General features: G+C 70.9%; 5 protein-coding genes. 2 read left to right on the top strand and 3 right to left on the bottom strand.

Translation table 11 applies throughout. From position 1 onward, the window contains the following. Positions 1-897, bottom strand: an 897-nt coding sequence (locus AB0J68_RS25980; RefSeq protein WP_363940827.1) for a YhjD/YihY/BrkB family envelope integrity protein, incomplete at its 3' end; no start/stop codon positions are given. Further along, entirely contained in the window at positions 894-1,745 is an 852-nt protein-coding gene (locus AB0J68_RS25975) for an ABC transporter ATP-binding protein (RefSeq protein WP_363940825.1), read from the bottom strand. The genes AB0J68_RS25975 and AB0J68_RS25980, both read right to left, overlap by 4 nt. 151 nt (positions 1,746-1,896) lie before the next feature. Between AB0J68_RS25975 and AB0J68_RS25970 the strand changes: the two genes are divergently transcribed. Further along, positions 1,897-3,903, top strand: coding sequence for a protein meaA (locus tag AB0J68_RS25970; protein WP_363940823.1), 2,007 nt, complete (start codon positions 1,897-1,899; stop codon positions 3,901-3,903). A 14-nt stretch (positions 3,904-3,917) separates the two neighbouring features. Here AB0J68_RS25970 and AB0J68_RS25965 read toward each other — a convergent pair whose 3' ends face one another. After that, complete coding sequence (locus AB0J68_RS25965; RefSeq protein WP_355063537.1) at positions 3,918-4,214, bottom strand: DUF1540 domain-containing protein; 297 nt, start codon at positions 4,212-4,214, stop codon at positions 3,918-3,920. A 757-nt stretch (positions 4,215-4,971) separates the two neighbouring features. Between AB0J68_RS25965 and AB0J68_RS25960 the strand changes: the two genes are divergently transcribed. Next, a partial coding sequence (locus tag AB0J68_RS25960) for a hypothetical protein (protein WP_363940820.1) occupies positions 4,972-5,498 on the top strand: 527 nt, incomplete at its 3' end.

Genomic DNA, 5,498 nt, shown 5'->3' with positions numbered 1-5,498 from the left:
GAGCCAGACCAAAAAGATGATCACGCCGGCCAGCGCACCGTACGTCTTGTTGTACGAGCCGAAGTTGCTCACGTAGAAGGCGAAGAGACCCGAGAGCACCAGGCCGATCACGCACCACAGGGCGAGCACCAGCGCCACCCGGCCCAGCTCGAACGACCCACCCGGCTCCTGGGCGCCGAAGCTCTCGGGCAGGAAGACCGCGCGCAGCCCCTGGCACATCCACTTGAGCGGGAACAGCGCCGCCACCTGCTGCATCCAGGTCGGCAGGTCGGTGAAGACGAAGAACACCCCGGAGATGAACTGGAGCACCAGGGCGACCGGGGTGACCACCGCCGAGCCGCTGCGGGCCGTGCGGGCCAGCGACGAGATGGCGATGCCGCACAGGGTGCACGCGGTCACCCCGAGCATCGCGACCCAGCCGAAGGTGAACCACTTGCCGGCGGTGCCGGGCAGGTCGAGGTCGAACAGCGCCACCGCTACCGCCAGCAGCAGCGCCGTCTCGGCGATGCCGATCGCCACCACCATGATCACTTTGCCGGCGAACCAGACCCACTTCGGCATCGGTGTGCCCCGGTAGCGCTTGAGCACCCCCCGGTCCCGCTCGATCGGGATCCAGATGCCGAGGTTCTGGAAGCTCACCGTCATCAGGCCGGTCGCGATCATGCCGGTGATGAAGTACTGGGTGAACTTGACCCCGCCACCGATCGTCCCGTGGAAGATCGACGCGAAGATCAGGATCATGATGATGGGGAAGCCCATCGTGAAGACCACGGACTCCCGACTGCGCAGGAACTGGGTGATCTCCAGCCGGCCCTGCCGCAGGGCCAGCGCGCCAGCGCTCGGCCGGTGGCCTGAGCGCGCGGCAGGCGGGGTAGCCGTTCTCGTCGTGGTCGTCATCGTGAGTGTCCGATCATCGTGAGGTAGACGTCCTCCAGGGTCGGCCGGGTCACGGTGAGCCCGGGGACCTCGCCGCCGTGGCGCGCGGCCAGGTCGGCCACGAGGGCCGTCGGCGTCGCGGTCTGCGCAAGTTCCAGCGTCCCTTCCGGCGTACGCCAGGAGACCGTGGCCAGAGCCTCCTGCCGGTTGCCCAGCCGGTTCGGGGCGGCCACCTCGACCAGCCGGCCGCCAGCGATCACACCGACCCGGTCGGCGAGCGCCTCCGCCTCGTCCAGATAGTGGGTGGTGAGCACGATCGTGGTGCCGGCCGCGGCGAGGTCGCGGATCAGCTCCCAGAACTCGCGGCGGGCCTCCGGGTCGAAACCGGTGGTCGGCTCGTCGAGGAAGAGCAGTTCGGGGCGGCCGATGATGCCCAGCGCCACATCCAGGCGGCGCTTCTGCCCGCCGGAGAGGGTGTGCGTACGAGCCTTCGCCTTGCCGGCCAGCCCGACCCGCTCGATGACCTTGTCCGGGTCGTCCGCGTCCGGATAGAAGCCGGAGAAGTGCCGGACCACCTCGGCGACGGTCAGCTCGTCGAACTCGCCGGTGCCCTGCAGCACGATGCCGACGCGGGAGCGCCAACCGGCGTCGGGATGGGCCGGGTCCGCGCCGAGCACGGCCACCTCGCCGGCATCGCGGCGCCGGTAGCCCTCCAGGATCTCGACGGTGGTGGTCTTGCCCGCGCCGTTCGGGCCGAGCAACGCGAACACCTCACCGCGGTGGACGTCGAGATCCACGCCCGCCACCGCCACGTTGTCGCCGTACGCCTTGCGCAGCCCTCGGACGGAGATGGCCAGCTCGTCATCCATGCTGTCCAGTGTGCGTCCTGACCGCCACACCCTGCTGCCCGGGGTGTGGCGGTCAGCGCCACCGCGAGCGCTTCGGACCCGGTCGTCCGCGACATGGACCTGTGTGGTTTTCCACAACCCGTTTTACTGAACGGTAACTTAGACTCCGGCCATGGATGAGACCCCATCTGCGAGCCGGTTGCCCGAGCGGGACCGCCCGTGGGTGATGCGCACGTACGCCGGCCACTCCTCGGCCGCCGCCACCAACGCGCTCTTTCGCCGCAACCTCGCCAAGGGGCAGACCGGCCTGTCGGTCGCCTTCGACCTGCCCACCCAGACGGGGTACGACCCGGACCACGAACTCGCCGCCGGTGAGGTCGGCCGGGTCGGCGTGCCGGTGGCCCACCTCGGGGACATGCGGGCGCTCTTCGACGGCATCCCGCTCGCCGAGATGAACACCTCGATGACCATCAACGCCCCGGCGATGTGGCTGCTGGCCCTCTACGGCACCGTCGGCCTCGAACAGGACGCGGAGCTGGCCCGCTGCGCCGGCACCACCCAGAACGACATCATCAAGGAGTACCTGTCCCGGGGGACGTACATCTTCCCGCCGGCGGCCTCCCTGCGGCTCACCGCCGACGTGGTGGCGTACACGCTGCGGGAGATGCCCCGGTGGAACCCGGTCAACATCTGCTCGTACCACCTCCAGGAAGCCGGCGCCACGCCCGTACAGGAGGTTGGTTTCGCCCTGGCCACCGCCGTCGCCGTCCTCGACGCGGTCCGCGACTCCGGCCAGGTGCCCGCCGAGCGGATGGGTGACGTGGTGCAGCGCGTCTCGTTCTTCGTCAACGCCGGGGTGCGCTTCGTCGAGGAGATCGCCAAGATGCGCGCGTTCGGCGTGCTCTGGGACGAGATCACCCGGGACCGGTACGGGGTGACCGAGGCCCGGCAGCGACGGTTCCGCTACGGGGTGCAGGTCAACTCGCTCGGCCTCACCGAGGCGCAGCCGGAGAACAACATCCAGCGCATCGTGCTGGAGATGCTCGGCGTGACGATGTCCCGCGACGCCCGCGCCCGCGCCGTGCAACTGCCCGCCTGGAACGAGGCGCTCGGCCTGCCCCGCCCCTGGGACCAGCAGTGGTCGCTGCGGATGCAGCAGGTCCTGGCGTACGAGTCGGACCTGCTCGAATATCCCGACCTCTTCGCCGGGTCGCACGTGATGACCGCACTCGTCGACGAGATCGTCACCGGAGCGCGCGTCGAGCTGGACAAGGTGCTGGAGCTGGGCGGCGTGGTCGCCGCCGTGGAGACCGGCTACCTCAAGAGCGCGCTGGTCGCCTCGCTGGCCGAACGCCGCCGCCGGATGGAGTCCGGCGCCGACGTCGTGGTCGGCGTCAACCGGTACGCCGAGACCGAGCCCTCTCCGCTGACCGCGGCCGGCGCCGAGGCCGTCGAACAGGTCGACCCCGCGGTCGAGGCGGCCGCCGTCGCCTCCGTACGCGAATGGCGTGCCGGTCGGGACGACGACGCCGTCGACGCGGCGCTGGCCCGGCTCCGCGCGGACGCCGCGACCACCGCCAACCTCATGCCGGCCACCCTGGAGTGCGTGCGCGTCGGGGTGACCACCGGGGAGTGGGCCGGCGCGCTACGCCAGGTCTTCGGCGAGTACCGGGCGCCCACCGGCCTGGCCGGCGCCACCGGCAGCGGCGGCGACCCGGGCCTCGCGGCGGTGCGGGAGCGCGTCACCGCCACCGCCCGCGAGCTGGGCAGCGGCCGGCTGCGGCTGCTGGTCGGCAAGCCCGGCCTGGACGGGCACTCCAACGGCGCGGAGCAGATCGCGGTACGCGCCCGCGACGCCGGCTTCGAGGTCGTCTACCAGGGCATCCGGCTGACCGCCGGGCAGATCGTGGCCGCCGCCGTCGAGGAGGACGTCGACCTGGTCGGGCTCTCCGTGCTGTCCGGCTCGCACCTGGCCGCCGTACCCGCCGTCCTCGACGGGCTGCGCGCCGCCGGCCGGGCGGACCTGCCGGTGGTGGTGGGCGGCATCATCCCCGCCGGCGACGCCGACACCCTGCGGGCCGCCGGGGTGGCCCGGGTCTTCACCCCGAAGGACTTCGCCCTCACCGGCATCATCGACGACCTCGTGACGGTCATCCGGCAGGCCAACGACCTGCCCTGAGCCCGCGTCGCGGGTCAGCGACCGGCGTACGTCATGCAGTCGGCCATGTCGTTGTCCGGACCGACCTTGATCGACGACGCGTGGCACTCCAACTGCTCGTTGTGCCGACAGTCGGAACGCTGGCAGGCGCCCACCTGGGCGGTGAGGCCGTCCACCCCGCCCCGCACGGGCGACTCGACGAAGGTGTGGCAGTGCGCGTGGTCCATGCTGCCGATGGTGATTGCGAAGGCGTGGCAGTCACCGCCCTGGTTGTACGCACACGCCGCGACCACACACTCCTGGACCCGGGGCATCTCCATCGCTGTGGTCATGCTGACCTCCTCTAGGCTTCTTGTCGCGATTCTAGGCATTTGTCGGTTGCAGAGGCCCGATATGTCCGCCTGACGATCAGCGCTGGCCCCGGCGCTCGGGCCGGATACCCGCCTCCACGTGATCAACACGAGATCGCCGGTGTCGGGGTATCAACCCGCCCCGGACACCCCGACATCGGCGATCCCGAGTCGATCACCGCCCGGACGCACCCCGTCGACCGTGTCCATCGCGTCGACCGGGCGAGATGTCCGTTTCCGGGCGGCGTCGGGGTGTGACCGATCGCATCCGTGGGGCGGAATCGTGGCGGGCCGGGGGTCGTTACACACCCTGACGATCGCAGGACCAACGGCCAGCCGCCCCGCCCGCTCAACCGGCGGGGGAATGGCCGGCCCGGCCGGATCGTTGCAGACCCCCGAACGACCGTGGGCTCGCCCCCGGGTCCGCTATTCGGCCCCGGCGAGGGCCCGGGAATGACCCCGGCCCGACGGTCGTTACACACGGTCCCGGCGCCACGACCCCCACTCGCGGGCCGCCCCGGGAATCCCCCCGACCCGACGGTCGTTACACACCGTCCCGGCGCCACGAGCCCCCCGCTCGTAGGCCGCCGCCCCCGGCACCACGAGCGATCAGCCCGTAGGCCGCCGCCCCCAGACTTTCCCCGCTTGATAGTGCAGCGCCGGACGAGGTGCTCACACCCGCGCCACCGCTTCCCCCGAACGGTGCGCAGGTGTTCCTACCCCCGAAGGAGCTACCCCCATGAACACGATCTTCCGTAAGAGCATGCTGTCCGTTGCTGGTCTCGCGTTCGCCGGTGGTGTCTTCGCCGGCCCGATCGCCGCCCACGCCAACCCCGCCACCGATGCGAAGCCCGTCGCGGCCGTGCAGACGGTGTCGAAGCCGCAGGGCAACCAGTCCCACATCAACCTGAACGACGAGCAGACCGCCAACGCCAAGGCGATCATCGCCGCCACGAAGAAGGCCGGCCTGCCCGAACGCGCCGCGGTCATCTCCATCGCCACGAGCCTGCAGGAATCGAAGCTGGACAACCTCGGCCACCTCGGCGACATGAACGACCACGACTCGCTGGGCCTGTTCCAGCAGCGCCCCTCCTCCGGTTGGGGCACCCCGGAGCAGATCACCAACCCCGAGTACTCCACCACCGCGTTCCTCAAGGGCCTGCGTCAGGTTGACGGCTGGCAGGACATGCCCCTGACCCAGGCCGCGCAGACCGTGCAGGTCTCCGCGTACCCGGACGCCTACGCCCAGTGGGAGCAGCAGGCCAC

Source organism: Micromonospora sp. NPDC049580 (genome assembly GCF_040675595.1).
Classification (GTDB): domain Bacteria; phylum Actinomycetota; class Actinomycetes; order Mycobacteriales; family Micromonosporaceae; genus Micromonospora.
This window is presented reverse-complemented; position numbering and strand designations above follow the sequence as displayed.